The sequence below is a fragment of the Negativibacillus massiliensis genome, assembly GCF_900148495.1.
GTDB lineage: Bacteria > Bacillota > Clostridia > Oscillospirales > Ruminococcaceae > Negativibacillus > Negativibacillus massiliensis.
This window is the reverse complement of the sequence record NZ_FTRU01000008.1, coordinates 1,378,138-1,403,280: the sequence shown is the minus strand read 5'-3', so window position 1 is coordinate 1,403,280 and position 25,143 is coordinate 1,378,138. Positions and strand designations below refer to the sequence as shown.

Below are 25,143 nucleotides of genomic sequence, written 5' to 3'. Positions count from 1 at the left end.
GTTCCAGCGGTGAGGCTTGTTTTTTTACTCTTCATGATGTTGTGGATGAGGGCGGCGCTTGAGCAGAAGCTGGGCCACTGTAGCTAAAAGGGCGCTCATGTTGGCAACTACCATCAATACAGTGAGGATCAGCTCGAAGAAGATCCATCCTTTTACTTCAAAGATCATAATGAAGGCCTGTGCCAACAGGACAAGTGTGTTGAAGGTCAGGCGCATTGGATGGAAGTGCATCGGGATAAATCGTCTGGTATCGATGACGCGCAGAACAAAAACGACAAAGTAGCTCAGGAAGGTTGCGAAGGCTGCACCGTTTACACCGAATATCGGGATAAAGAGGAAGTTTAAAACGACATTGATAACGGCACCGATACCGGTTGTAATAAAGTTTAGCATACTCTTCTTTTCCACCATGTAGACGCTGCCCAGGAAGGTGGACATACAGGAAAAGATAGTGGAGAGGAGCAGAAGCGGAATGTATTTCCAGGACTCATAGAAGGAATCCGAAACCAGAATCATGGTGATTACCTTGGAGAACAGGATCAATCCGGAAGCGGCAGTGCAGATCAGAGATTGATAGAACAGGAAAACGCGGGTAAAGAAGGAAGCGCGCTTGTCCGGTGAATCGCTGACCGCAGACATCTGCCAGGCATCCATAAAGATGTTGGACATCAGTACGATGATGGTTGGAATTTTATAGGCAACTGCAAACAGACCGTTGTATTCTTCTCCCATAAAGTAGGCGATCATATAGCGGCTTGCCATATTGTTGACCCACCAGAAGATGGAGTTTGGAATCATCGGAATGGAATAACGCAGCATTTCCCGGCTGGTGGACAGATTCAGTCCCCGGATATGCAAATACCGGCGCAGACCAGCGACATAGAACAAAAACAGGGTGGACAGGGTGTCAGCCGAGATCATGGCAAGCATGTATCCATTGATTCCCCATTTCAGAACAACCAGATACAGCACGTTAAAAAAGATGGTTGTCGCGGTGGAAAGCAGACCATCAATTGCATACAGTTTAACATAGCCTTTAGCGCGGACAAACTGGGAACAGAGGGAGCGCATTGAGGACATCAGCACGAAAACATAGATCATCATGGTGTTTTCGTTGAGATATGGAACATGAACCAGGATCGGTTCCAGAATCAGCAGGATTATAAAGCCAAACAGAATGGTCAGGAAACCGGTCGTGAATACATCACGTTTCTTATAATACTTGTCCAGTCCAAAGCGGATGATTCCGTTTACAATACCGCATGAAACTAATGGAAGCAGGAAATTGCCGACCTGCACCATCAGGTCGACCGTTCCGTACTGGGCTTCGGAAAGCACTTTGGTGTAAAGCGGCATCAATAAAAAGACCAGCACCTTTGAACTGAAAGTGCCGATTGCAAAGATAAAAGTATTGGATATAAGATTCCGATATTTATTCAAAATAATTCTCCTGACATCTGGAAATAAGTTTAGTGGAAATATCTGTCAACACAGCGCACCTATTATAGCATTTTTTTATTCAAAAGAAAATGGTCGGAAAGATAACTTTCGTTTTCTTGTGCAAATATGCAATTTATCGGAAAAATGTTTTTCTATTTTAGGGAAATTTTCAGAGAAATCTCTTTTTTTCAAAAAAATGATGGGAAAGAAAATGTGATTATGTTATAATACATTCGCTTGAAGTTATTTTCTGGATCTGGAAGAAGAGATTTCCGGGTCAGTTTTATAGAAAAAGTATACTGGTTTGGATGTAGAGGAGATGGGATGATGAACAATGACCAGCTGTTGGAAATAACGACAGAGATCGGCTGGAAGCTGCTAAAAAGCGGAGCAGAGATTTATCGTGTGGAAGAATCGATTCGAAGAATGCTGGCTGCGTATGGTTTTCCGGAGGCGGAAGTGTTTTCAATCCCCTCCTGTATTATTGTAACAATCAATGATGAAAACGGACATGCCCTGACCCGCTTAAAGCGAATCCACGGTTCTGCACTTGATTTTGACCGGATTGATCGGCTGAACAATCTGTGCCGGCATATCTGCTCAGAAAAACCGGATTTAGAAACCATCCGAACTTCGCTGGATGAGATCATGGGAAAGAAGGACTATTGCTTCTGGACCAATATGTTTTTTACAGCTTCCATTTCGGCATCCTTTACATTATTTTATGGAGGAGCATTCCGCGATTCCTTTGTTTCGTTCTTTATTGGAATCATGCTTTTTCTGCTTCTGTCCATGCTGGGACGTTTTCACACCAACAGCTTTTTCCAGAACATTTTAGGAAGCGCACTGGTGGCAGGATTTTCCCTTTGGACAACTGCTTTGGGATGGACCATCCACTATGATAAAATGATTATTGGTACCCTGATGAATCTGGTGCCGGGAATTGCCATTACCAACGTGATGCGTGATATCTTGGGAGGCGACCTGATTGCAGGTATCATCAAGCTGGTGGAATCTTTGATGGTAGCAGCCGGCATCGCACTGGGAGCCGGTATCGCAATCTCTACGCTGCGGTTCTTCTTCCCGGGTATTTAGCAAAAGGAGGGAAAGATGATGATTGAAAATATACCGGTATTTATCTATACCTTCCTTGCCTGCTTTTCTTTTTGTTTTATCTTCAAATTTCACAAGCTGTCCCATATGATCGCGGCAGCAACGGGAGGAATGCTCAGCTGGGTGTTCTATGTTGCGTGTGCTCCTCTGGGAAATGACCTTGCACAATATTTGATTTCTACCATTATTGTTTCTGCCTATGCAGAGGTAATGGCGAGGGTGTTTAAAGCTCCCGTTACAGGATTTTTAACGATAGGAATTCTTCCGCTGGTACCGGGAGGCGGTATCTACTACACCATGGAATACTGTGTATCCGGAGAGACTTCCCAGTTTATTGAAACAGGTATTCACACTTTTGCAATTGCAGGTGCTTTGGCGATTGGCGTACTGGTTGTATCGTCTCTGGTCAGACTGTTTCATATGATGAGATTATATCCACGGATCAAAGCAAAATTTGTTTTTCTGTCAAAAACACTTCATCAGAAAAAAGAAAAGTGACGAAAAAAGACTTCGGTGATTGTAGGAATTTTATATTTCTGTTTGTCGAAATGCTGATAATTTTTCCTAAAAAGCCGAAATGTGAGTGAAATGTAAATGATTTTAAAAATTCTCTATTGTTTTTTAAAATATCCATGCTATACTCTATAAACGTATATGTATGAATATTTTGTAAAAAGATATGGAGAGTTATTGTGATGGAAGATTGTATTTTAAAAATCAACCTTATTGTGTTCATTACTTTGACGATATTCTATCTGTACCAGTTTATTTATGTCGCGGTTGTACTTTTTAAAAAGCACAAGGAGCGGCAGCATACACTGTGTCCGTTTCATCGTTACGGTGTTGTTATCGCAGCAAGAAACGAAAGCATGGTCATCGGAAATTTGATTCGCAGTATACAAAATCAAACTTATCCGTCAAAGCTGATCGATATTTTTGTGGTGGCGGATAACTGTACAGACAACACAGCACAGATTGCACGGCAATTGGGTGCAGTGGTGTACGAACGCTTTAACAAGGAGCAGGTTGGAAAAGGCTATGCTCTGGATTTTGCGTTCCGCCACATTGCGCAGGATTATGGCGCAAATTACCATGATGCTTATCTGATTTTTGATGCGGATAATCTGCTTGATTCCCACTACATCGACGAGATGAACGTGGTGTTCAGTCAGGGATATCAGATTATCACCAGTTACCGCAACTCCAAAAACTTCAGTACCAACTGGATTACTGCCGGTTACTCCCTGTGGTTTTTGAGAGAAGCAAAGTACCTCAACAATGCCCGCATGATGCTGGGAACAAACTGTGCGATTTCGGGAACAGGCTTCCTGCTCAGCAGTAAAGTTGTTCAGAAATACGGCGGCTGGAAATTCCACCTGCTGACCGAGGATATCGAATTTTCGATTGTCAACGCAATCGAGGGAGAACGTATCGGTTATTGCGGCAAAGCAATTTTGTACGATGAACAGCCAACAACCTTCCGTCAGTCCTGGACACAGCGTCTGCGTTGGTCCAAAGGATTTTATCAGGTTATCTGGAAATATGGAACTTCTTTGATTTCCAAACTGGTCAAAGATAAGCGTCATCCATTTTCCTGCTATGATATGTTCATGACCATTGCACCAGCAACCCTGGTATCTCTGGGCTGTCTGATTTTGAACATCATATTCTTGATCATTGCAATCATTCAGCCACATTATTTGGGTGATGCAGTTGCGGTGGCATCCAAGGCGATTTTGTTCTCTTTTGTAAACTTCTATATCGTCCTGTTTGCAATGGGTGCTTTGACTACCATTACAGAATGGCACCAGATCAAAGCCTCCACAGCAAAGAAAATTTTCTATACCTTTACCTTCCCGATCTTTATTTTTACCTACATTCCGATTTCGATTGTAGCGTTGTTTAAAAATGTACAGTGGACACCGATTGTACATACCGTTAGCAAGTCGGTGGAAGAAATGAAATAATAACAGGGAACCCTGTAAAATGAGCCTTCGGTCTGTTGCGGACCGAAGGCTTTATTTTTTGCGTTATGGCAGCTCAGCGGTTTTGTCCGAGACCAAAGCTGATGGACAGGGCGTGGTTTACCTGGGACATGGAATTTGCATCCAGGCTGCCCATTTTTTCCCGCAGTCTGCGTTTGTCGATGGTGCGGATCTGTTCGAGCAGTACGACGGAATCTTTGGAAAGGCCACAGTTTTTGGAGTCCAGCTCAATATGGGTGGGAAGCTTGGACTTCTCTTTCTGGCTTGTGATAGCCGCCGCGATCACAGTAGGGCTGTACCGATTGCCAACATCGTTCTGTACAATAAGTACTGGACGCACGCCGCCCTGCTCTGAACCAACTACCGGACTGAGATCCGCATAATAAATGTCTCCTCGTTTCACAATATCACGCTCCGACGTTTTGTTTCATTTGACTTCGTCTTTATTGTAACCGGAAAATTCTCCGGTTAATCATCCCCATAAAATTTTTCTGTCCATACTATCCTATGGCAGATACAGAAAAATGTTCAGAAAAATCAGGACAAAATACAGCCGCTCTGCATATACTGATTGCCGTTTTTGAGATGGACAGGAATTTCTGAAAAGATTACAGTACTTTTTTGATGTTTTATCTGATTTTTGCCTTGGGGATTTTTTTAACAGGGGAGGGGTGAGAAGTTTTGTTCTTTATGCTTCTGGCAATTTCCTCCGTCAAAGAAAGAAGACTGCCAGTTTTGGAAAAAGCGGAGAAAGGATTCTGCCAGATGTTTGGAGAAAAGAACGGCAGTTTTTAGAATATTAATAAAATGAACAATAAATAGGTTAATAATAAGACAAATATAATCAAAATATATAAAAATCAATGAAAAACTGGAAGAAACATCCGCTTGAAAAAGAGCTTGCCGCCCACTATAATAGCCTCAGGACCTAACGAAAAGACAAACGTAAAAATTAAAATTCTCAGGAGGCAACTCAAAAATGAAAAAATTTGTATCCATGTTTTTAGCAGTATGTGCTCTGTCCAGCATGAGCGTCAACGCATTTGCACAGCAGGCAGACGCAATCAACGTGACATCGGACGAAAAGCTCAAACTTTCCTTCGGTGAGGAAACTTTCAGTGAGCTTCTTCTTCCAGGAGAGACCTATACTTATCCTCTGTACATCGAGGAAGACGGTAAGGTAGTTCCGCTGACCGATGAACATCTGGAAAACGTAAGAATCCGTACCGAGATGAAGAATGGTAAAAACGCGGTAGCATCCTTCAAGGTAGAGGAAGAAGACGATGTTTACCAGCTGGAAGTGACCACAGAAGCTGGATGGCCAACCAAACAGACCGAAGTAGAGGGCGCTGTAAAAGCAGTAAAACGCTCGAATGGTCAGGTTGTAGGCAGTGCAGAAGCTGAACTGACCGTTGGTTACCCAACAATCAGCGAGGAAGCACTGGAAGCTGCAAAAGATGGCGAGTACATCTTTGTGGAACCAGCAACACCGGTTATCACAACCGAGCAGTTTGCAACGATCGACGAGTATGCAGATGGTGACAAAGTGACCTTCACAAACGGAATGTGGAGATATGAAGTGCGTGTATCCGGTCAGGAAGGCGTAAACATGCTGTACAATGAGCGTGCAATCAAAGAGATCTCTTCCAAGTTTGAGGATCAGAACTTCAAATATGTTTCCTTCCCAGGTGGCCCGGCATTTGACTTTACCGGCACTATGACCATCGATGTTTCGGATGAGATGGAAGATTTCGGCGGAAACTTCTATGTTTACCGTTACCTCAGAGGCAAGCTGGAGAGAATCGATGCAACCATCAACAGCGATGAGGAGACTGTATCCTTCGAGACCAAGAATCTGGGCAGATTTGTGCTGACCGATAAGGAAATCGCAGACGGAACCATCGTAGATGAGAGCTTCGTATCCCAGCCGGAAACAAAGCCAGAGTCCAAACCTGAAGCAGATCAGGATGAAAGTCACATCCCAAACGAAAGACCAACTGAGCGCCCATCCGGCAATGTTTCGGAAAGCAATGACTATCAGTCCGGTACTTCCAGCGAGAGCAACAAGGTAAACCCAGATACCGGTGCAGAAGATTTTGTTTCCCTGGCAGCAGGTGCAGCAATCCTTTCTGGTGCAGCAGCAGTTGTTCTGGGCAAAAAGAAACGCTAACCAGTTAATTTAAGAATAGAAAAGTCCATCCTGTGAGTCAGAGCCGCACCAGAAATGGTGCGGCTCTGCTCGTATTGCAAAAAGATATTCTGATGGGAAAATCAGGAAGGATCATGAAGCAGCGGTTGACATCGGGTGACAAAACTTTTATAATGAAGTTGGCTCTAAGCTGTCAATTTTTAACGGGGCAAGCGTCCCTTAAAAGCATAGTTTTGTTCAGAATATGAAAATACAAAGGGAAAGGATGTCTGTTATGGCTTTAGAAACTGTTCACGAATTATTTGATTTTATCGAGAATTCCCCAAGCTGCTTCCATGTTATTGATAACGTGAAGGCAGAACTGAAAAAAGAAGGTTTTGAGGAACTTTGCGAAAACAAAAAATGGGAGATCAAAGAGGGCGGAAAATATTTTGTAACCCGCAACCTTTCTTCTGTTATCGCATTCAAGGTTCCTACCAAAGATTTCAAATCTTTCCACATTGTGGCAAGCCACAGTGATTCCCCAACATTCAAAATTAAAGACAATCCGGAGCAGTCTGTCAAAGGCAAATACGTTCAGCTCAATACCGAGCGTTACGGCGGCATGATCTATTCCACATGGTTTGACCGTCCGCTGTCCGTTGCAGGCCGCGTTATGGTAAAAACTGAAAAAGGTGTACAGACCCGTCTGGTCAACATTGACCGCGATCTGCTGGTAATTCCAAACCTGGCAATCCATATGGACCGCACTGCAAATGATGGCATGAAATACAACCCACAGACAAACCTTCTGCCGCTGTTTGGTGATGCAGCTTCCAAAGACACCTTTGACAAGCTGGTTGCAGAGGCTTGCGGCGTAAAAGAAGAGGACGTTATTGCAAGCGATCTGTTCCTGTACAACCGCACAAAACCAGTTGTATGGGGCGGACACAACGAGTACATGTCCTGTGCAAAACTGGATGACCTGGAATGTGCATTCTCTTCGATGAAAGCATTCATCAAGGGCGGCAGCAAAGAAAGCGTATCCGTATGTGCAATCTTCGACAACGAAGAGGTTGGCAGCAGCACAAAACAGGGTGCAAATTCCACCTTTATGTATGATGTACTGCGCCGCATCAACCAGAATCTGGGCAGAAGCGAAGAGGATTACTACACTGCAGTTGCATCCAGCTTTATGCTTTCTGCTGACAATGCGCATGCACTGCATCCAAACCATCCAGCAGTTACCGACCCAACCAATCTGGTATTCCTGAACGAAGGTATTGTTATCAAACACAATGCAAACCAGAAATACACCACCGATGCGGTTTCTTCTGCATTATTCCAGAGCATGTGCAAAGAGCATCAGGTTCCGGTACAGAACTTTGTAAACCGTTCGGACATTGCAGGCGGTTCCACACTGGGCAACATTTCCAACTCTCATGTATCGCTGAACACCGTTGACATCGGTCTGCCACAGCTGGCAATGCATTCCAGCTACGAGACTGCCGGTGTACTGGATCTGGACTACATGATTTCCGGTATGGAAGCATTCTACAACAGCACCGTTATTGCAAACTGTGACGGAGATTACGAAATCAGATAATATTGCGGGGAAGTATCCCTATATCAAAACGGGTTTGGAACAGAGGTTCCAGACCCTTTTTTTACAAAGGGGGAATGTGACCGTGTGGGCGGCACAAACCCACAAAAGAGGGTAGTTTGTTATGTGGGGTTATGCACCCCACGCCCGCACATCCTTTCTTTTTACGAAGAAAGGATGCAAAGACGTATCAAAGAGGAAGTGTCCTCTTTGAAATCACCTCGGGGGGAAGTTTCCCCCACAGTTACTTCGTGACGTTCCCCCTCCGTTTATCACAAAGCTTTGATGTATCACTGGGGGAGTCGAGAGGGGGCAATGCCCCCTTTCTGTCGGAGGTCAAGGAACCAAGAGGTTCCTTGTGTGTCTTTGGTAACTTTCTTCACATAAGAAAGTTACCGCGGTGTGGAGCGCGTAGCTCCACAAAATAAAAAAGCTTTCAGAAATTAGGTTTGAGGCAGAAAGTAAAAAGCAAAAAGAAAGAGCTTCCGTTTTTATTCGGAAGCTCTTATTTCATACGTTCGAATAGTTTTAAAAAAAGGCTGGCATCTTCATCATACATACAACGAATATAATTAATTGCTTTTTGCTGTGGTGTAGTATTTTCACAATCTTCGTCAAAAAATTCTTGAGGAGTAACACCGAGATATTCACATATATATAAAAACTCGCTCATAGAAGGAAGTGCTTTTCCACAAGCAATGCTATGAATGTAACTGGCACTGTGTCCTAAATCTAAACTCATTTTTCTTTCAGAGATATTTTTTAACTCACGAAGTTGAGTTATTCTGTCGCCAATAAATCGCTCGTCGATGTCTGCCACTCCCTGTTACGTAAATTTCTAATAAATATAATAAACCTCATCAGAAGAAAAAACAGACGATTATAATATTAGTTTTTATGAAAATAGAGAATTTAATCGTCTATTTTTCAGATGTTAGAGTTTATAATAGGAATCAGAAAATGTTAGATAAAAGAGAGGAAAAAGAGCATGAAAATCGACTATCAGGCAATCTATGAAAAATTGGCAAAACAAAATGGTGTGACCCCTCAACAGGTGAGGGAAGATATGGCACAGGCAATCCGCCAGGCGTATGAAAACCCAAAGGATGAAGAAACTAAATGGTTCCAAAAACAGGTTCCCTGTAAGGGACAAATCCCGACACCGGAGGAAATGATGGACTTCGTCTCGCAGTGCTGCTCCGAAAACGAAAATCAAACCTTCTTCGTTAGCTGAAATAAAAAAGGTGGGTGCTTTTGGCACTCACCTTTTTACGTTAGGAAACAATTGCAAATTTTTCTGGCTGACCTTCCTCTTCTTTCAACTTCTGGTCAATTCGGGTAAGCATTTTTTCTTTGTCATCCGGTAGGGTTCCGCGGATGCGAAGCTCTAGAAAATCGTGGAAACCATCATAAATAAGTCCCGGTACATCCAGTAACTCGATTAGATGACGGTCTTCAATCAGATTGTCAACCTCGCTTGCCGGGGTAAAGCGTCCCGCTTCAAAATCTTTGTATAGAGGAGCACGCTTGTGTAAGAATAACGAAAAGTTTGTGATTCGCTCCGGATGGGTTCGGTTAAAAAATTCTGCGGTCTTTTCCGCGTTCTCGATACCGCGGCCTTTTCCGGCAATGCCGGTCATGATGTGCGCGTTGAAAATAAGCCCCGCATTCTGCATTCGCTCAATTTCCCGGTATGCCTGTTCCAGCGTGTGGTCCTTTTTGGTAGAGGCAAGAACATCGTCTAAGCCGCTTTCGATACCTAAGTATAGCCGGCGAACGCCTTCACGGTATAATAGCTTTAATTCTTCGTCCGACTTGTTGTGGATGTTGGTGACAGTGGCATCCATGTTGACCATCTCGCAGCCCGGAAAATAGCGGTGAATCAGCGAGAGGATGGATAAAAGGTGAGAGGTTTCGAGGCCGAATGCGTTGCCATCTCCGAGGAATATCTGTTTAGGATTTCCACCGGCTTGATGAACACGCTTGATTTCGGCTTCGACCTGCTCCAGCGGCAGCTGTCGATAGCTCAAATGTTTAAACAGGGTGCAGAATGTGCATCGATTATAGGAACATCCTACCGCAACGGGGAGCATAAATGACGATTTTTCCATTGGCGGACGGCAAATTTGACCTTCATATTCCATACAGAAACCTCCTTTTTTACTTCTCTGATTGTTTTTATTTTATCACGAATGGGCAAAGATAACAAGAAGCCGCAGTCGCTCCTCCTATTGATAATCTGAATAGAAATTTCTGTATGAAAAAAGCGCACCGGAAAACCGATGCGCGTCTTTTTATGGTTTAATTTTTCTACATTCCAGATAGAAGCGTTTGTCCATTGCCTGACCCATCGAGAAGGTCTTGCGCGGCAGGATGCCATCGATGAGGATGGTCTCAAACAGCGATTCCTTTGGAATGGATGGGAACAGGATGCCCACATTGTCCACCTGAGCTGCCAGCTGGCGAACGATGTTTTCGCCGTGGACATAATCGACCTTGCCGGAAAACTCCTGAATATAGTGGTCGATGAAGTTCTGTACCGTTCCGGTCACCACGTTGGAGGATGGGTCCGCAATCCAGATGCGGCGGGTTTCTTCCCCGATTACGCAATCAAAGTATTGCTGTCCCTCCTGTGGAGTGAAGGAGATGTTGTGAACCCTTCCCAGATGCTGGAGAAAATTGAGGGTGTCCACACCGAACACGACACGGTTGATCGGCTCAAAATCAAAGGAATCGTCATGGATGTTGACGATTTCTGCCAGTGTGTAGCGGGCAGGATGATTTTGCAGCTTCTGCTCGGACAGGGTGCGTTTGAGATTATCATAGTGCAGTTTTGCGGTAGCAAGCGAGTTGTTGCCGTCGCCCACTGCATAAACAAAGATGCCTTTGTCGGTAATGCCGTACTTTTTCTCCATCTCTTCCATCGAAGCCAAAGCAGTCAGTGCCTGATCGATGCGCTCAGACTGCTCCGGAGTTACCAGATAGCCGCTGATGTTGCCGCTGTCCTTCATCAGCTGGAAGGAATAAAGCGGCTGCATCTGATCCAGCTCCTGCTCCAGGAAGGAAAAGACAGTATTTTGACGGTCATCAATCAGCAACATGCTGTGTGAGACTTCCAGAGGGGCAACTTCCCGGATGGTCAGCCTTGGCTCGATACGGTTGTGAATGACACCTTCGGTAGCGCGTACGGTGGTTTTGGAACCAGGATGAAATTCATACTGTTCCAGATCGACCACACCAATCAGACCATGACGAACCTTGCCGTTGCTCAAGGTACGGCGGGTATAGATATAGTCGTGGACCTCGTGGAAAATATGCCGGCGCAGATAGGTGCGCATTGCACGATTGACAGCTGCAATGTGCTGATCGAGATCTTCGCTGTTGAGATTAATTTCAGGCACAATCATATTCAGGGTAGAGGGTTTTGTTTTGACAAGAGTTTCTACCTCATGCCAATACTGCGGCTGAGAAGTATACTGGTCGCAGGCAATGACACTCCAAGCGGTGAAGTCCTCTACATCAGGAACCAAGATATCGCCTTTGGAAAAACCGGTACTGTTCACGGTTGCGTTCCTCCTAAGTCATAACAATTCATACAAAACAATAACCACTTATCAATGGTATTGTAACATGTTTTTTAAATAGATTCCACGTTGTCTATTGAAAAAATCAATAGAAGATCGCGCAAAATCCCCATCAGGATTTCTGTGTTCTCCTTTGGTATTATGCTGGGTTTTGTGTGATATTTCAAGCAAGATGCAGTTAAGCATCGTTAAATCTGCTGGGAATAAGAATTGGATTCACAACAATAATACCATATTTTTCATAAAAATACAAACAGTTTCTACGAATTTATTTTTAGAAAATGTAAGAACTTACATCCAAAAAGCGGGCATTGCCCAGAAGGTCACGCTGGGAGTAATCGAAAAGAAACGCAATTGGTCGATTTTGTAAGGTGATCGGGTCAAACGAAAGAATCTGGAGGTGGGATTCTTTTGCCAGCTGCTTGGAGTCATGGTTTTGGCGGGCAGGGAAAAGCTGTGCCATCAAGGATTCATTGCGGTAAAAATCGCGAATCTGATCCTTATATACAAGATTTTGCTCGGTGGATACCCAATCAGGCAGTTTCTTCGGTTTGGTGTGCAGACACAGGTCAAACAGGCACAGGTCGTGCAGCAGAGGAAGCTGGGAAGCTCTGTCCGGATGGCAGGAAAGATAGTAGTTTTTTAAGGTAGTGCAGCGATCCTCAAAGCTTTGTGGAATCAGACGCAGACCATTTGCAACCTTCCATTTTCCAAAATTGAGGAAAAAGGAGAAAACAGACTGCTCCTGGTCGAGCATCCAGCCGATCTGATGGGAGAACAGCCCGCTGTTGTAGTAGTCCTCCACAACCGTTTCCATATCTTTAAGCAGCATCAGATCATCATAGGAAATCCAGTTGGTTCGGATGACCTGAAAAGGCGCCTTTTTGCTGTATACAAGGCCATATTCTCCGGCAGCCTGTGCCATATAGGAACCTTTGAGCACCTTTAAAAAGCCCAGCTGCATCTGCTGTGGGCGAATCTGCATGACAGTATCAAAGCTGTTGCCAAAGCTTTCCAGGTTTTCGTATGGAAGACCAGCAATCAAGTCCAGATGCAGATGGATATTTTTGGCTTCATCCAGCTTGCGGCAGACTGAGAGCAGGCGCTCGGTGTCGGTGGTGCGGCGGATTTCCCGAATGGTGTCTGGATTAGTCGACTGTACGCCAATTTCAAACTGGAACAATCCGCGGCGAACCGTCTTGAGAAATTCGATCATCTCGTCGTCAATCAGGTGAGCAGTCAGTTCAAAATGGAAGTTGGTGATGCCGTTGTCATGTTCAGAAAGATACTTCCAGATTGCCATGGAATATTCTTTGGAACAGTTAAAGGTTCGGTCTACAAATTTGACCTGACGTACCCTTGTATCCAGAAACTTTTGCAGCCGCTCGAATACCATCGGAAGCGGCATGTAGCGAACCCTTCCGGCAACCGAGGAGAGACAGTAACTGCAGCGGAACGGACAGCCGCGGATAGATTCAAAGTAAAGAATCTTGTCGGACAGAGACTCCAAATCCGGATAAGGGAAAGGAAGCAATGCCATGTCAAGCAGCTGTGCTTCCGGGTTTGTGTGGATGGTGCCGGATTCATCCCGCCACACCAGAGAGGATACCTCCTCGATCGGGCGTTCTTTTGCAAGGTATTGTTGGAATTCCAAAAAGGACTGTTCCCCTTCTCCGCGCAGAATGCCGTCGAGTGCCGGATTTTCTTCTAAGATCTGCTGGCTTTGATAGCTGACTTCCGGTCCGCCGGCAATGATGGTAACATCAGGGCAGATACGACGGTACTCTTCCGCAAGGTCGAGCATCATCTCGATGTTCCAGATGTAACAGGAAAGCATCAGAACATCCGGAGACTGGCGATAAATTTCGTCGAGGATGTCGGGCAGATGCTGGTTGATGGTGTATTCGCAGATCTGGCAGGGATAGCCGCGCTGTAGCGAAAATTCATGCAGATAGCGCACAGCAAGGTTCGTGTGGATATATTTGGAATTGAGTGCGGTCAAAAGGACCTTCATCTTTCATTCGCTCCTTTATCGATAATCCGTTTGGGATCAGAAATCGTCCTGTATTAAAATGATACCACAGGAAGAAAGGATTGAAAACAGGAAAGAGGACACATTTTGATTAAAATGCGGCAGGCTGGAAAGACTAGGAATGAATTGATGAATCAGGAGGAAATGACATGACACAGGAAACCAGAGTAGCAAGAATTGGGATATATACGGACAAAATGGTGCTGTCGGTGATGGAACAGGATGGAGAGGGAAAGTCTTTTTGCCTGTACCGAAAAGAAACACAGGAAGACTTTTTGGGAAAACGTGATCAGGTTGATCGGGAGAAACTGCTGATGGAAGCGGGCAAAATGATGGAATTATCACAGAAGCTGCTGTGCGATCAGACAGTTTGTGTGGGATATGGACTGCTTCGATATCAGCCGGATGATTTCAGAAGGGAACTGGAACAGAGTCTGGGAATGCCAGTACAAACTGTTTCTGGAATTCGTCAGGCACAGGCAGCGAAGTCTGGTATGATGCAAACATCGCAAAAAGATGATACCGTTGGAGTATTTAGTTCGGATTTGAGTACACAGATTTTTATGATGGACGCACAGGAAGGGACAGAGCAAAGCTTTCCTATCGGATGGAGAAGTGTTGCCCAGAGATATTCCGGAATCATTCCAAACAGAATGGAGGAAGAAGAATTAAGAAGAGAAATCAGGGATATTTTTTCTTCTATCCCGACACTGCATCGCGGTGGAGTATCTCAAATCAGGGTAGCGGGAATGGATGGACTGCATCGATTTGTTTTGCTGCTTTCCGGCAGCATGGACAAAAACAAAGAGGGTGTAGTGTTAGAACAGGAACAGCTGGGCAGTATCCTGCGTTTTTTGCGAAATCCATCTCTGCACTGGATGCCGGTTTTAGAACAGGCAAGCGGTATTTTCCCACAGAAGGTGTTTTGTCAGCTTTTGATTTTGGAATCGGTTCTGAAATCAACACAGGCAAAAAAGGTGACACTTTGCAAAATCTGCCTGGAAGACCATCTTTACAAAGAGGAGAGATTAGTAGTAAAATAATATTGAGTAAAAATTTACAAATAGGGATTTCGCTTTAAAAAGTGCACAATGATGGGCTTTAAAAAGAGGAAAGTTGTTTGCGAAAACTTAAAAATCCGCTTTTTCATCGGGAATTTTAAAGGATGACTTGACAAGTGGACGCAATGCTGTTATAGTGATACTACATTAATAGGAGTCTGGAGGTGAGAACAGTATTGGACAAAGAAAACAAAATAAGTCAGCAGGTCTCCTGTTCTCAGGATTGGGCTCCTCTTGCAAAAGGCAGCCGCGTAGGGGAATATCGTATCGTTGAAGAAATTTCACATAACGGGCAGAGTATCACCTATCAGGCGCAGGATTGCGTGATTGGGGATACAGTTCGGATTCAGGAGTTTTTTCCGTTTCGTATGGCAAGACGGTGCGAAGACGGCTGTACCGTTGAACCGCTGCCAAACTGCCAGACGCAGTTTAAATATTTTCGGGCTTCCTTTATGGATTTGTATCAGACACTGGCGGGAGAAAAGGAAAATCCATGCCTCATCCCGATCATCCAGATTTTTGAGCAGAACGCCACCGTCTATGTGGTGAGCGAATATTTGGGGCTGCAAACACTGGAAGAACATCTGCAGCAGCAGGGCGGAAAGGAAAGCTGGTGCCGGGCAAAACGTTATCTGATGCCGCTTTATAACGCTCTATCTCATCTTCATAAGAGAGGAATCACCCATCAGGGACTCAGCCCGCAGAATATCTTTCTGGATCAAAATTTGAACCCGTATCTGAGCGGCTTTTCCCTTTCCGAGATCCGTACCGCACAGGGAGAGCTGGATTCAGAGCTGTTCTCAGGCTACTCCGCTCCGGAACAGTATCATCTGGAAAGCTGGCAGGGAAGCTGGACCGACGTTTATTCCATTGCTGCGGTCACCTACCGTGTCCTGACAGGTAAGGTTCCTCCGGACGCGGGCAGCATGCTGGATGCATCCGGAATGAAAAAGCAAGAACCTTTGACTCCTGCAATTGAGCTGGATGCAGACATCCCGGAGAATGTTTCTGAGGCTCTGGAAACAGCAATGCAGCCGGACCGAACCCGCCGCTATGAAAGTGTGGACGGCCTTTTAGAAAAGCTTCTGGAAACAGTCTCTTCTAACACAGCAGTGTTTCGGGTGGAAGATACATCAAACCACAACACAGTGCATCTGCCGCAGGCAGAAGAGGATAAGGCTTCCCGTGTAAAGGCAGGAAGTGTCTACCTGTTGATTACGATGGCTGCGACATTGCTGGTTCTGGTTGTGGGTGTGCCAAAGATGTATCGATATTTTAACAGCACCTGGGAAGCACTTTCCCGGGACTATTCCCTGGAAGGGGAAGAGGATCAGAATGACACTCCGCAGGAAGAACAGACACAACCGGAAGAAGTGTCTCATAAGGTCGAAAATTTTGTAGGGAAAAAAGCCTCCGATGTTTTAAATAATACCAAGTATGAGCAGTGGTATTATTTTGAAACGGTGGAAGAATATAACGATAACTTTGCAGCGGGAACCATCTGCGACCAGTCGCTTTCTTCCTCGACTGCAATCAGCCGTAAAACGACGATAACACTGCATGTCAGCAAGGGACCGGAAAATGAACCGCTTCCTGAGCTTTCCGGAAAGACACTGGAAGAGGCAATCCAGATCCTGTCAGGGATGGGAAAACAGTGGATGGTTGTTCAGGGAAATAACACTTCGGTGGAACCAGGACAGATTTTCCGCACCGATCCTCCGGCAGGGACACAGCTGAGCAAAAACAGCAGCGATACCATTTTGCTGTATGTTGCAGTTGAGCAGCCGGAAACAACACAACCGGAAGAAGAACCGGAAGAAGAGGAAGACGAGGGTGTCGAGGTCCTGAGCCAGAAGAGCTCTGACCGGAAGGTCATCAAGAAAAAGAGTACAGAATAGGGTTTATTTAAGGAAAGTCTCAGACTTTCCTTTCTTTTTTTGTAAAAGCGACTGCGGCAACGATTGAAATTAGAAATGATATGTGATACAATAAAGTGCGAATGAAAATTAGCAGAAACTGTGTAAGAAAATGCAGGAAGGGAATGATCTTTGACGATGAAGTTAGGTTTTTCGACATTAGGCTGTCCTCAGTGGGACTGGGCAGAAATTCTAGGGACTGCAAAGGATATGGGGATTGACGGTATCGAGATTCGTGGCGTCGCCAACGAGATCGACCCGATGAAGATAACAATTTTTGATGAAGAACATCTGGAAGAAACCCGTCGCCAGCTCAACCAGTCCGGTATTGAGATTCCGATGATCGCTTCTTCGGTTACTCTGGGAGAAAAACCGGGAAGTGAAAAGGGCGAGCTTCAGATGCAGCAGGCAAAAGATCAGATTGACTTTGCCGCAAAAAATGAAATCCCATTTGTTCGTGTTCTGCTGACCTTGAACCCACAGCCAATCCAGGCAGATTTGGAAACAGCAAAGGTACGTTATCAGGAGCTGTGTCACTACGCAAGAGATAAAAAGGTTCGAGTATTGATTGAAACCTGCGGACTGCTCTCTGACTCGGTCAAAATGGCGCAGTTTATTGCCGGTGCAGATGAAGAAACCCGCGGCGTTCTTTGGGATATCCAGCATCCATACCGTCACTGCAAGGAGACACCAAAACAGACCGTGGCAAATCTGGGAAAAGAGATCCGTTACGTTCACGTGAAGGATTCGGTTGTTACCGAAAACGGAGAAACCGAATACCGTATGATGGGCTTGGGAGATCTGCCGGTATTTGATGCAGTGCGCGAACTCTATCGTATGGGCTATGATGGCTATCTGACACTGGAATGGTTAAAGAGATGGCGTCCAGAATTAAAAGATCCGGATGTAATCTTCTATCATTTCCAGACTTATATGGAAACTCTGCTCGCAGAAGTGGAAAATGAGAAATAAAAAAAGCTCCGCATGATTTTTTCATGCGGAGTTTTTCGCAATCAGAGGTTAATCAGCCAGAAAGCAGGTCAGCACACCGGAAAAGGGAGTATAAAATGAATCTTCCTCCTCTTTCGGCATGGTTTGCTGCGGCAAAGACAGCGATTCTTTGGGTGTGGCCTGTACTGGTTTTGGTGAAAAAGCGGACAGAACAGAAACGATCATCAATAAAGTAAGTGCGGATTTCATCAGTAACCCCTCCTGAAAAACACAATTTTAACCTTAGACACAAAGAAAAGTCCCTTCTGTTATGATAGTATAACAGAAAGGACCGGAGAAAGTTGTCGCAGAAAAGCGTCTTTATTCGGAATATTCCACAGCATTTTCGGTGGCAGGCTGAATCGAATCGATCAATTCCAGAATCTTTTCGGAGTTGCTGGAGCGGGTTGTAAACAGGTTTACGTTGATGACGCCATTTTCGGTTGTCTGATAGTGGATAAAATAGAATCCGGCAGCGCTGCCCTCGTTAGCGCCAGCAGAATAGGTGAAGGTCATCGAGAACATACCGTTTTCCTGTTCATCAACATCCTTTGTCATGTTGGTGATGGTAGGGTCGGCTTCACTTGCGGATTCCAGCGATTTTACGGTGGTTTCCAGCTGGGTCATACTCTGTTCGGAGGTATCATAGAAGATATATCCGCGGCTGGATGGGTCATCCGGGATGGTGACGGTCATATTGTTGGAGAGAGGATCATAATAAACAACGAATGGGTCCTCAACGGTGATCTCAAATCCGCTGTCAAAAATTTTGTAGCATCCCTGAGAGGAATTGTCTTCCGGATTTTCGGAGTCGGACGATTCTTCCTTGGATTCTTCGTCCTCGTTTTCCTCTTTCTGATCTTCTTCATTTTCTTCCGAAGAAGTTTCATCAGATGGAGAATCATCGGTTTCTTCCTGAGGAGTTTCAGAAGATTCCTCTTCCTGATTTTCTGTTACAGGAGATGGATCCTCATTGTCATCAGGATGATCCGAAGCAGGACGGGAACATCCGCCAAGAAGTACCAGACAGGCAAGCAGCGCAGTCAATAAGATTTTTTTCATCCTCATTAGGATTCCACCTTTCCAGATAATATCAATTCTTATTGTATCATAACTGAAATTGTCTGTAAACGTCGAAACAGGGCATTTTTAGGAAAAGAGGGGAAGAAGCAAAATGAAACGAGTTGTTATATGGCTTAAAACAGACAGGCAGGATGCCACACTGAGCGAATTGGGAAGACAGGCTGCCTGGGAAGCTTTGTGCTCCTTTACAGGAGAAACCAGGGAAAAATTGGAACGGTCAGGCGTGATGCTCAAAAAACATTCTAATGGAAAACCGTTTTTTGAGGGAAGTCATATCGGCGTTTCGATCAGTCACACCAGCAAGACAAAAAAAGCAGTAGCGGTAGCAGCGATATACGAAGGGGAAGTCGGCGTGGATATTGAGGACGCATTGCGGGAAAGCTGGAAGGTTGCAAAGAGAATGTTTTCACAACAGGAGCAAGACTGGGTGCGGGAACATGAGGATAGCGGATTTGCACGGATATGGACCTTGCGGGAAAGTTATGCCAAATGGACCGGACTGGGGCTTGCAAAGATGCCGGCAGTGGAATTTTGGATAGAAGAAAACGGAGACATCCGATGCAGCGATACAGGGTGCAGTGCCTTCAGCTTTTGCGTGCCGGATGAAGAATGGCGTATTTCCTGTATAACGGATAGGCAAGACAGGGTGGAAATGGAAGTCTTTTTGGAAGGAAAAATATTTTTAAAAAAATATTGGAAAAATGCTTGACAAATAAAACATCATCATGTATAATAATCTACGTTGTCGAGTGACGGCGATGCCGAGCAGAGATAACAAAGATAAATGCGGGTGTAGTTCAATGGTAGAATCCCAGCCTTCCAAGCTGGTCGCGTGGGTTCGATTCCCATCACCCGCTCCATAAAATGCGCCAATAGCTCAGCTGGATAGAGCAACTGCCTTCTAAGCAGTAGGTCGGGAGTTCGAGTCTCTCTTGGCGCGCCATATGGTGGGTATGGCCTAGTTGGTTAGGGCGCCAGATTGTGGCTCTGGAGGTCGTGAGTTCAACTCTCACTACCCACCCCATGAAAAAAGGCTTTTATTTAAAAGCCTTTTTTCTATATCTAACCTGAATATTGGGCTGTCGCCAAGCGGTAAGGCACAGGACTTTGACTCCTGCATCCCGTGGGTTCGAATCCCGCCAGCCCAGCCAAATCTGAAACCTCAATAAATCGCTTAATCATGCGGTTTGCTGGGGTTTTATTTTTAAATATAGAAAAACTTTTGACGACACTTTGACGACACGTGTGTCCGAATATCAGTAGTGAAGATGTCTGTCAATCATCAAAAATCAAGCGCTTCAGAGTAATTTCTTTAAAAAATAAAAAAAGCCTGATAAGAAATCTTTTTGATCTCTTATCAGGCTTTTTTTATTTTAATCTTCCATTTGGACGCTTGCCAGACGAGCGGACATTGATAAAATGACCAATTGCAACGCCTGCCAGAGCGATTACCATATAAAACATCATCATTGGCCAGACACTGGTATCGTAGAATAAAAAGACGGTTGGCAGAAAAAAGATGCCGACCAAAAGCGGATAATAAATCTGGAAACCGTTTTCTTTGCCGCAGAGAATGCCGCAGATAAAACTCAGTACCGGAAAGATAAAGAGCAGGGTCAAAGATAAAAAGGTAACGGATGGAACGGCCAGCATAATGATGGGGAAAGCAAAAAAGGCTGTCAGCGTTCCAAGAGCGCAGTCAATCATGATTTTAGGGTTTTTCATGGGAATTCCTCACTTTCAGTATTTGAAAATAAGTATAACATATCAGGGGAAAGCTTGCAATCGTCTGCATATTAGGGACAAAACATTCATAACATTGGGTAGAGAAAAAGGTGCACACAAAAAGAAAGAGAGGTTATGATTATGGAATGTAATGCAACGAGGCAGGCAGTCGGCGTAAATGAAACGGTGTTCGATTCGATGGCAGAGGTACCGCTAGAAGCTGACATTATGTTGCCGGATTATTGCCCTGATATTGTGAAAATTCTCAAATGTTCTTTGGATTCCTGTGTAAAATCAACCCATACGCAGGGAAGACAGCTTTGTCTGGAAGGAGTGTGCAGTGTTCATATTCTGTATCTGGGAGAAGACGGCTCCGGCACATCGTCCGGCGGGGAACTGCGGATGCGAAGCATCGACTATAAGATTCCCTATACCAAAAAGCTGGATTTAAAGCAGGAAGCAGATCAGGTGCTTGTCTTTCTGATGAAGGATTCTTGCTACTGCAACTGCCGCGCTGTCAGCAAGCGCAGAATGGAGCTGCGGGCATCACTGAGCTATAAGATCTGTGCAGTGAGCTGTATGCAGATGCAGGCGGTTACCGATGCAGTGGATGATACAGAAAATCCAATGGGAATCCAGCTGCGCAAAAAAACATTGGAACAAAACAGCTTTGTCACCCAGAGCAGAGATATCATGGAGGTTAACGAGGAACTGGAACTTGCAAGCGGAAAACCTGCGGTCAGAAACCTGATTTCTTCACGTGTCTGTGCAGTGATGAACGACTGTAAGCTGATTTCAGGAAAGATCATTACGAAAGGTCAGCTGAATATCCAGATTCTGTACACACCCAACCAGTCAGAAAACGGCAGAAACAATGTGGAACAGATGGAGTACAGTCTTCCCATCAGCGGGGTAATCGATGCGCCCGGAGCGGATGACAGCTGCAACTGTCTGGCAGGGTATTCGGTTTGTGAGTATGAGCTCTCTCCAATCGCAGACCAGGATGGAGAAAATACGTTATTCCAGCTGAGAGCACAGGTGGTCATGAATGCTCAGGTCTGCAGAAAGACACAGGTATGTCTTGCAGATGACTGCTATTCTACCAGATATGCCTGTGAAGGAAAAACACAGGCAGCCAACTTCTTGAGCATGCTGGATGCAGTAGAACAAAGATCAATGTATAAGGGAGAAATCGAGCTGCCGGATGGTATTGAGAACATCATCAGCGGATGGGGAAGTGTAGAAGGAACATCGATTCGACAGGAAGAAAGCGACGAAACACAGGAAAAAACGGTGGTTGTTGCGGTGAAACTGAATCTGTGTCTGCTGGCGCTGGATCAGGAGGGAGCAGTCCAGTTTTATGATAAAACCGAAGATATGGAGATCAAGATTCCACTGCATGATCTGCAGGAGCAGATGAAACTGATTTTCTTCCCGCAGGTATCGGTACAGAGTTTTGACTACAACCGGAATGGAGAAAATCTTCAGGTACGCTGCGAGGTTATGGTGCATGGCTGTCTTGCAGGATTAAAACGATGCTGCGTGATGGGTGATATTGAGGTAGACCAGACCAAGCCCGTTGAACGGGAGGATGATTGTTCCCTCACCATCTATTATGCGGATGCAGGAGAAAATCTGTGGGAGATTGCCAAACGCTATCATACTGCAATGCAGTCGGTAATGGAGTCAAACAGTCAGGTGGAACTGGGTGAAAGTGGAAGTATTTCAAAACGGGAGATGCTTTTGATTCCGATTTTGTCCCACTAAAAAAGAGCCGAAACCAATCGGTGAAGAGAATAAAAGGAGGAGAGACAGCAGATGGATAGCCGTAATATTTACAGTGACATCGCCAACCGAACGGGCGGTGATATTTATATCGGAGTGGTCGGACCGGTACGGACCGGAAAATCGACCTTTATCAAAAAATTCATGGAAAACCTCGTAATCCCAAATATCGAAAGTGAGTTTTTCCGGGAAAGAGCAATCGATGAGCTTCCGCAGTCCGCAGCAGGAAAGACCATCATGACCACGGAGCCTAAATTTATCCCGGAGGAAGCAGTTCGGATTACGCTGGACAACAATGCAAAGCTCAATATCCGCATGATAGACTGTGTGGGATATATTGTTCCAAGTTCGCTGGGCTATGTGGAAAATGAACAGCCGCGCATGGTCATGACACCGTGGTTTGATCAGGAAATTCCATTTAACATGGCAGCTGAAATCGGGACACAGAAGGTCATCCAGGAACATTCCACCATTGGACTGGTGGTCACTTCGGATGGCTCAATCAGCGACATCCCAAGGGAAGAGTATGAGGAAGCAGAAGAAAGGGTAATCCGGGAACTTCAGGAACTGGAAAAACCATTTGCAGTATTGCTTAACTGCGCAAATCCAAACACCGCTCAATCTAGAGAATTGGCAGAACAGATGCAGGAAAAATATGGCGTTCCAGTTCTTGCAGTGAACTGTCTGGACCTGACCGAAACGGATATCCGCCATATTCTGTCCAGTGTGCTGATGGAATTCCCAATTAAGGAAATCAAGGTGAACATTCCACGCTGGATTCTTTCACTTGCACAGGGACATTGGCTTAAAGATGCTCTGTATCAGGCAATCTGTAATTCCTGCGGTGAGATTCACCGAATCAATCATGTAGCAGAGAAACTAGGAGAAATCAAAAACTGCGAGTATATTTCACAGGCGCAGGTAACTGGAATGGATTTAGGGCATGGAAAGGTCATGCTTTCCATCACCGTTCAACCAAACCTCTTTTACGATATCCTTGGGGAAGCTACCGGACTGGAAATCGGCGGAGAAGAAGGCTTACTGCCTTGTCTTTGTAACCTTGCCCGCATCAAAAAGGAATATGATAAAGTCAAAGGCGCTTTGGAGGAGGTCGCAGCGACCGGATATGGTATCGTGATGCCTTCGCTGGAAGAACTGAGCCTGGAAGAGCCTCAGATTGTAAAACAGGGCGGAAGATATGGCGTAAGGCTGAAAGCCTCTGCACCGTCCATCCACATGATGCGCGCGGACATCACCACAGAGGTAAGCCCGATTGTGGGAAGCGAAAAACAGTCCGAGGAGCTGGTTATGAGCCTGCTTCAGGAATTCGAGGATGACCCGCAGAAGATCTGGGGCAGCAACATTTTCGGAAAATCGTTGCATGAGCTGGTCAACGAAGGTTTGCACAACAAGCTTTACCGTATGCCCGCCGATGCAAGAATCCGGATGCAGGAGACCATCGAACGCATTATCAACGAAGGGTGCAATGGGCTGATCTGCATTATTCTGTAAAAAAATCCCGAGAGCAGTTTTTCCTGCTTTCGGGATTTTTGTTGCCTATAAAATAACGGGGGCATGCTCAAAGGTGGGGCGGTGAGGGATCGAGATCATGGGGCCATGAATTTCTTCCTCAATTACCGGAAGATAGCGGTCAAGCAGCTCCTGTTCCAGTGCTGTTTTGGGGTGACAAAACAGTTCCTGATAGCGAAGCTCTGCTGCCTGAACCGAAATTCCGAATATCCCACAAAGATCTTTTGGAGAACGCACGACCTTGCGGCGCACCAGTTCCTCCGCTACGATCGAAGGGACCAGGAGACTGGCAGCAAAGGCGTTTGCCTGCGCTTCTTCTGCAGGTCCATCGCTGGTGTGTCGACAGCAGATATGACCGATTTCATGGGCGACCGACCATCGTTTTCGGGCAGAGCAAAGGATAAAATTGTTGTAAAGGATGAGATAGAGCGGCCCTTTTTGCAGAACAACGCAGTCCTTGGCGGATTCCGACATGAAATCTTCCGGCGACAATCCAACGCAGCTGGCATAGTGCTGGATGGAATCGACCAGAATGGTGCCGTTGCAATTAAGATGAAACGGGTCCGTCCGGATGGAAGTGATGTTCTGGCGCAGCAGAAGCTTGATGGCAAGCTGCTGGGGGCGGGCAAAATTTAGCAAAAAAATCCCTTGCTTTCTCAATTCTCAATCAAAAGTTTTTGTGTGATTTTGCAAAACAAACGTTATTTTGAGGAATCGCTGTTTTCAATTCCCATTGCTTTGAGATAGATGTCAATGGTGTCGCTGAAATTTTTTAAGATGCGTTTGCGGTCCTCCTCCGGAATTTTCTGGGTGTGGCGCGCAAACATGACAAGATCCGGATCAGAGAGAAAATCCTCGATATCTTCCGGTGCCGGCAGACGGTGTTTGCGGTCGGTCTTTCCAAGAAGATAATCCTCCGAAACGTTGTAAAATTCAGCGATTTTTTTCAGGTGTTTTAAATAGGAATGGTTAGAACCATTCTTCCAGTTGGTGATGACGTTACCGGAAATCCCAAGAAAATCGGCAAGATCTTTGCCGGAGCCGTACTTATTTCCCATACATTCCAAAATTCGTGTCAGAACGATATCCATCATCAAACCTCCTTTTAGATCGTCAGTGTCAAAAAGGGATACATTTTGTCCCTGACCTTATCATATCGGATTTTTGG

The 25,143-nt window shown here is 45.2% G+C and carries 23 protein-coding genes and 4 tRNA genes; 16 read left to right on the top strand and 11 right to left on the bottom strand.

What is annotated here, in order from left to right:
- Nucleotides 1–24 precede the first annotated feature (24 nt).
- Nucleotides 25–1,440 (bottom strand): oligosaccharide flippase family protein, encoded by a 1,416-nt coding sequence (locus tag BQ5375_RS12610; protein ID WP_022131960.1) that lies wholly within the window; start codon nt 1,438–1,440, stop codon nt 25–27.
- Nucleotides 1,441–1,764: 324 nt separating this feature from the next.
- Here BQ5375_RS12610 and BQ5375_RS12605 point away from each other — a divergent pair, with 324 nt between their 5' ends.
- From BQ5375_RS12605 to BQ5375_RS12595, 3 genes are all read left to right on the top strand, one after another.
- On the top strand, nt 1,765–2,535 hold the full coding sequence (locus tag BQ5375_RS12605) for a threonine/serine exporter family protein (RefSeq protein WP_022131961.1): 771 nt from the start codon (nt 1,765–1,767) through the stop codon (nt 2,533–2,535).
- 15 nt (nt 2,536–2,550) lie between these two features.
- Entirely contained in the window at nt 2,551–3,051 is a 501-nt protein-coding gene (locus tag BQ5375_RS12600) for a threonine/serine exporter family protein (RefSeq protein WP_076918022.1), read from the top strand.
- A 197-nt stretch (nt 3,052–3,248) separates the two neighbouring features.
- Nucleotides 3,249–4,520, top strand: a complete 1,272-nt coding sequence (locus BQ5375_RS12595) for a glycosyltransferase family 2 protein (RefSeq protein ID WP_022131963.1) — start codon at nt 3,249–3,251, stop codon at nt 4,518–4,520.
- Nucleotides 4,521–4,593: 73 nt separating this feature from the next.
- Here the strand turns inward: BQ5375_RS12595 and BQ5375_RS12590 are convergent, their stop codons facing one another.
- Nucleotides 4,594–4,944, bottom strand: a complete 351-nt coding sequence (locus BQ5375_RS12590; protein ID WP_076918021.1) for a type II toxin-antitoxin system PemK/MazF family toxin — start codon at nt 4,942–4,944, stop codon at nt 4,594–4,596.
- A 573-nt stretch (nt 4,945–5,517) separates the two neighbouring features.
- On the opposite strand from BQ5375_RS12590, the gene BQ5375_RS12585 reads away from it, so the two are divergent.
- Together BQ5375_RS12585 and BQ5375_RS12580 are read left to right on the top strand one after the other, a co-directional pair.
- Nucleotides 5,518–6,708, top strand: coding sequence for an LPXTG cell wall anchor domain-containing protein (locus tag BQ5375_RS12585; RefSeq protein WP_022131965.1), 1,191 nt, complete (start codon nt 5,518–5,520; stop codon nt 6,706–6,708).
- 253 nt (nt 6,709–6,961) lie between these two features.
- Entirely contained in the window at nt 6,962–8,272 is a 1,311-nt protein-coding gene (locus BQ5375_RS12580) for a M18 family aminopeptidase (RefSeq protein WP_022131966.1), read from the top strand.
- 502 nt (nt 8,273–8,774) lie between these two features.
- Here the strand turns inward: BQ5375_RS12580 and BQ5375_RS12575 are convergent.
- Nucleotides 8,775–9,080, bottom strand: a complete 306-nt coding sequence (locus tag BQ5375_RS12575) for a helix-turn-helix domain-containing protein (protein ID WP_076918185.1) — start codon at nt 9,078–9,080, stop codon at nt 8,775–8,777.
- Nucleotides 9,081–9,257: 177 nt separating this feature from the next.
- Here BQ5375_RS12575 and BQ5375_RS12570 point away from each other — a divergent pair, with 177 nt between their 5' ends.
- The gene (locus tag BQ5375_RS12570; protein ID WP_022131782.1) at nt 9,258–9,503 is read left to right on the top strand and encodes a sporulation initiation factor Spo0A C-terminal domain-containing protein; all 246 of its coding nucleotides are present in this window, start codon (nt 9,258–9,260) and stop codon (nt 9,501–9,503) included.
- 40 nt (nt 9,504–9,543) lie between these two features.
- Here the strand turns inward: BQ5375_RS12570 and BQ5375_RS12565 are convergent, their stop codons facing one another.
- The 3 genes from BQ5375_RS12565 to BQ5375_RS12555 form a co-directional block, all read right to left on the bottom strand.
- Complete coding sequence (locus BQ5375_RS12565) at nt 9,544–10,413, bottom strand: radical SAM protein (protein ID WP_022131781.1); 870 nt, start codon at nt 10,411–10,413, stop codon at nt 9,544–9,546.
- 150 nt (nt 10,414–10,563) lie between these two features.
- Nucleotides 10,564–11,832, bottom strand: a complete 1,269-nt coding sequence (locus BQ5375_RS12560) for a DUF1015 domain-containing protein (RefSeq protein ID WP_022131780.1) — start codon at nt 11,830–11,832, stop codon at nt 10,564–10,566.
- A 295-nt stretch (nt 11,833–12,127) separates the two neighbouring features.
- Nucleotides 12,128–13,867, bottom strand: coding sequence for a B12-binding domain-containing radical SAM protein (locus tag BQ5375_RS12555; RefSeq protein ID WP_022131779.1), 1,740 nt, complete (start codon nt 13,865–13,867; stop codon nt 12,128–12,130).
- Between the two features lie 167 nt (nt 13,868–14,034).
- Here BQ5375_RS12555 and BQ5375_RS12550 point away from each other — a divergent pair, with 167 nt between their 5' ends.
- The 3 genes from BQ5375_RS12550 to BQ5375_RS12540 all read left to right on the top strand — a co-directional run bounded on the left by BQ5375_RS12550 (nt 14,035) and on the right by BQ5375_RS12540 (nt 17,834).
- Nucleotides 14,035–14,928: a hypothetical protein gene (locus tag BQ5375_RS12550; RefSeq protein WP_022131778.1), complete on the top strand. Its 894-nt coding sequence runs from the start codon at nt 14,035–14,037 to the stop codon at nt 14,926–14,928.
- Between the two features lie 182 nt (nt 14,929–15,110).
- Nucleotides 15,111–16,844, top strand: a complete 1,734-nt coding sequence (locus BQ5375_RS12545; protein WP_143529492.1) for a protein kinase domain-containing protein — start codon at nt 15,111–15,113, stop codon at nt 16,842–16,844.
- A gap of 156 nt (nt 16,845–17,000) precedes the next feature.
- Nucleotides 17,001–17,834, top strand: a complete 834-nt coding sequence (locus BQ5375_RS12540) for a sugar phosphate isomerase/epimerase family protein (RefSeq protein WP_076918019.1) — start codon at nt 17,001–17,003, stop codon at nt 17,832–17,834.
- Between the two features lie 48 nt (nt 17,835–17,882).
- On the opposite strand, the gene BQ5375_RS12535 is transcribed toward BQ5375_RS12540, so the two are convergent.
- On the bottom strand, nt 17,883–18,062 hold the full coding sequence (locus tag BQ5375_RS12535) for a hypothetical protein (RefSeq protein ID WP_076918018.1): 180 nt from the start codon (nt 18,060–18,062) through the stop codon (nt 17,883–17,885).
- A gap of 111 nt (nt 18,063–18,173) precedes the next feature.
- Nucleotides 18,174–18,920 carry a hypothetical protein gene (locus BQ5375_RS12530; protein ID WP_022132790.1) on the bottom strand — a complete coding sequence of 249 codons (747 nt, stop codon included), beginning with the start codon at nt 18,918–18,920 and terminating at the stop codon, nt 18,174–18,176.
- Nucleotides 18,921–19,026: 106 nt separating this feature from the next.
- On the opposite strand from BQ5375_RS12530, the gene BQ5375_RS12525 reads away from it, so the two are divergent.
- The 5 genes from BQ5375_RS12525 to BQ5375_RS12505 all read left to right on the top strand — a co-directional run bounded on the left by BQ5375_RS12525 (nt 19,027) and on the right by BQ5375_RS12505 (nt 20,086).
- Nucleotides 19,027–19,644 carry a 4'-phosphopantetheinyl transferase family protein gene (locus BQ5375_RS12525; RefSeq protein WP_076918017.1) on the top strand — a complete coding sequence of 206 codons (618 nt, stop codon included), beginning with the start codon at nt 19,027–19,029 and terminating at the stop codon, nt 19,642–19,644.
- A 77-nt stretch (nt 19,645–19,721) separates the two neighbouring features.
- A tRNA-Gly gene (locus BQ5375_RS12520) sits at nt 19,722–19,795 on the top strand.
- Nucleotides 19,796–19,801: 6 nt separating this feature from the next.
- Nucleotides 19,802–19,878: transfer RNA gene (locus tag BQ5375_RS12515), tRNA-Arg, on the top strand.
- A 4-nt stretch (nt 19,879–19,882) separates the two neighbouring features.
- A tRNA-His gene (locus tag BQ5375_RS12510) sits at nt 19,883–19,959 on the top strand.
- A 51-nt stretch (nt 19,960–20,010) separates the two neighbouring features.
- Nucleotides 20,011–20,086: transfer RNA gene (locus BQ5375_RS12505), tRNA-Gln, on the top strand.
- Between the two features lie 217 nt (nt 20,087–20,303).
- Here the strand turns inward: BQ5375_RS12505 and BQ5375_RS12500 are convergent.
- Nucleotides 20,304–20,660 carry a DUF2651 family protein gene (locus BQ5375_RS12500; protein ID WP_022131806.1) on the bottom strand — a complete coding sequence of 119 codons (357 nt, stop codon included), beginning with the start codon at nt 20,658–20,660 and terminating at the stop codon, nt 20,304–20,306.
- Nucleotides 20,661–20,801: 141 nt separating this feature from the next.
- On the opposite strand from BQ5375_RS12500, the gene BQ5375_RS12495 reads away from it, so the two are divergent.
- Entirely contained in the window at nt 20,802–22,427 is a 1,626-nt protein-coding gene (locus tag BQ5375_RS12495) for a DUF3794 domain-containing protein (RefSeq protein ID WP_159438040.1), read from the top strand.
- 51 nt (nt 22,428–22,478) lie between these two features.
- Entirely contained in the window at nt 22,479–23,957 is a 1,479-nt protein-coding gene (gene spoIVA / locus BQ5375_RS12490) for a stage IV sporulation protein A (protein ID WP_076918015.1), read from the top strand.
- A 45-nt stretch (nt 23,958–24,002) separates the two neighbouring features.
- On the opposite strand, the gene BQ5375_RS12485 is transcribed toward spoIVA, so the two are convergent.
- Nucleotides 24,003–24,614, bottom strand: coding sequence for an ImmA/IrrE family metallo-endopeptidase (locus tag BQ5375_RS12485; protein WP_076918014.1), 612 nt, complete (start codon nt 24,612–24,614; stop codon nt 24,003–24,005).
- Between the two features lie 62 nt (nt 24,615–24,676).
- A complete protein-coding gene (locus BQ5375_RS12480; RefSeq protein WP_083687626.1) occupies nt 24,677–25,069 on the bottom strand; it encodes a helix-turn-helix domain-containing protein in 393 nt (130 codons plus the stop codon).
- Nucleotides 25,070–25,143: the final 74 nt, after the last annotated feature.

Coding starts and splice junctions, on each gene's coding strand:
- BQ5375_RS12495 (WP_159438040.1), top strand. CDS start 20,802: ATGGAATGTAATGCAACGAGGCAGGCAGTCGGCGTAAATGAAACGGTG.
- BQ5375_RS12605 (WP_022131961.1), top strand. CDS start 1,765: ATGATGAACAATGACCAGCTGTTGGAAATAACGACAGAGATCGGCTGG.
- BQ5375_RS12565 (WP_022131781.1), bottom strand. CDS start 10,413: ATGGAATATGAAGGTCAAATTTGCCGTCCGCCAATGGAAAAATCGTCA.
- BQ5375_RS12550 (WP_022131778.1), top strand. CDS start 14,035: ATGACACAGGAAACCAGAGTAGCAAGAATTGGGATATATACGGACAAA.
- BQ5375_RS12530 (WP_022132790.1), bottom strand. CDS start 18,920: ATGAGGATGAAAAAAATCTTATTGACTGCGCTGCTTGCCTGTCTGGTA.
- spoIVA (WP_076918015.1), top strand. CDS start 22,479: ATGGATAGCCGTAATATTTACAGTGACATCGCCAACCGAACGGGCGGT.
- BQ5375_RS12535 (WP_076918018.1), bottom strand. CDS start 18,062: ATGAAATCCGCACTTACTTTATTGATGATCGTTTCTGTTCTGTCCGCT.
- BQ5375_RS12480 (WP_083687626.1), bottom strand. CDS start 25,069: ATGATGGATATCGTTCTGACACGAATTTTGGAATGTATGGGAAATAAG.
- BQ5375_RS12525 (WP_076918017.1), top strand. CDS start 19,027: ATGAAACGAGTTGTTATATGGCTTAAAACAGACAGGCAGGATGCCACA.
- BQ5375_RS12580 (WP_022131966.1), top strand. CDS start 6,962: ATGGCTTTAGAAACTGTTCACGAATTATTTGATTTTATCGAGAATTCC.
- BQ5375_RS12540 (WP_076918019.1), top strand. CDS start 17,001: ATGAAGTTAGGTTTTTCGACATTAGGCTGTCCTCAGTGGGACTGGGCA.
- BQ5375_RS12500 (WP_022131806.1), bottom strand. CDS start 20,660: ATGAAAAACCCTAAAATCATGATTGACTGCGCTCTTGGAACGCTGACA.
- BQ5375_RS12570 (WP_022131782.1), top strand. CDS start 9,258: ATGAAAATCGACTATCAGGCAATCTATGAAAAATTGGCAAAACAAAAT.
- BQ5375_RS12600 (WP_076918022.1), top strand. CDS start 2,551: ATGATGATTGAAAATATACCGGTATTTATCTATACCTTCCTTGCCTGC.
- BQ5375_RS12585 (WP_022131965.1), top strand. CDS start 5,518: ATGAAAAAATTTGTATCCATGTTTTTAGCAGTATGTGCTCTGTCCAGC.
- BQ5375_RS12555 (WP_022131779.1), bottom strand. CDS start 13,867: ATGAAGGTCCTTTTGACCGCACTCAATTCCAAATATATCCACACGAAC.
- BQ5375_RS12595 (WP_022131963.1), top strand. CDS start 3,249: ATGGAAGATTGTATTTTAAAAATCAACCTTATTGTGTTCATTACTTTG.